General features: G+C 74.4%; 1 pseudogene. It reads right to left on the bottom strand.

Features of this window, described 5'->3' with window-relative positions:
* A pseudogene (locus tag MKK58_RS22640) lies at positions 1–539 on the bottom strand (PhnA-like protein); the annotation flags it as partial.

Below are 539 nucleotides of genomic sequence, written 5' to 3'. Positions count from 1 at the left end.
TAGAAGGCGCCCTGCGTGGCGGCGGACTTGGCCGCCACCGCCGCGGCCTCGGCCTTCTGCTTGGCGGTCGCCACGGTCTCGTCGTACTGCTTGCGGTAGTCCTGGATCTGCGCCTTGGCCTGGTCGACCGGGATGCCCTGGGCCTTGGCCAGCGCGTCGGCCGCGCGGGTCTCGGCCTGAGCCTTCTGGGCCGGGTCACCCGTGAACAGGGCGCGGATGGCCGCCACGGCGGCGTCCTTGGCCGCCTGCGGGTCCTGGCCGGCGGCCTGATTGCGCACCGACTGCTCGATGCCGTCGAGGGGGTTGGCGATCTTGGACAGCGAGGGCGCTGCGGCCTGGGCCGCCGTCTGCACGGTGCCGCCCACGAGGGAGCCGGCTCCGCCGAGCGTGCTGGTCACGCCCGAGAACGCGCCGCCGATCAGCCCGCCGGCCGCCGACGTGAGCAGGTAGAGCACCACGAGGGTGGTCACCGCCCAGGAAACGAGGCCGTGCAGGCCGGCCGCCCCCGTGACGGGCTTGCCCGAGAGACGGCCCGCGAT

It is taken from the genome of Methylobacterium sp. J-078, assembly GCF_022829285.1.
Lineage (GTDB): Bacteria > Pseudomonadota > Alphaproteobacteria > Rhizobiales > Beijerinckiaceae > Methylobacterium.
Note: the sequence above shows the minus strand (reverse complement) of the source record. Positions and strands in the feature narration are given on the sequence as shown.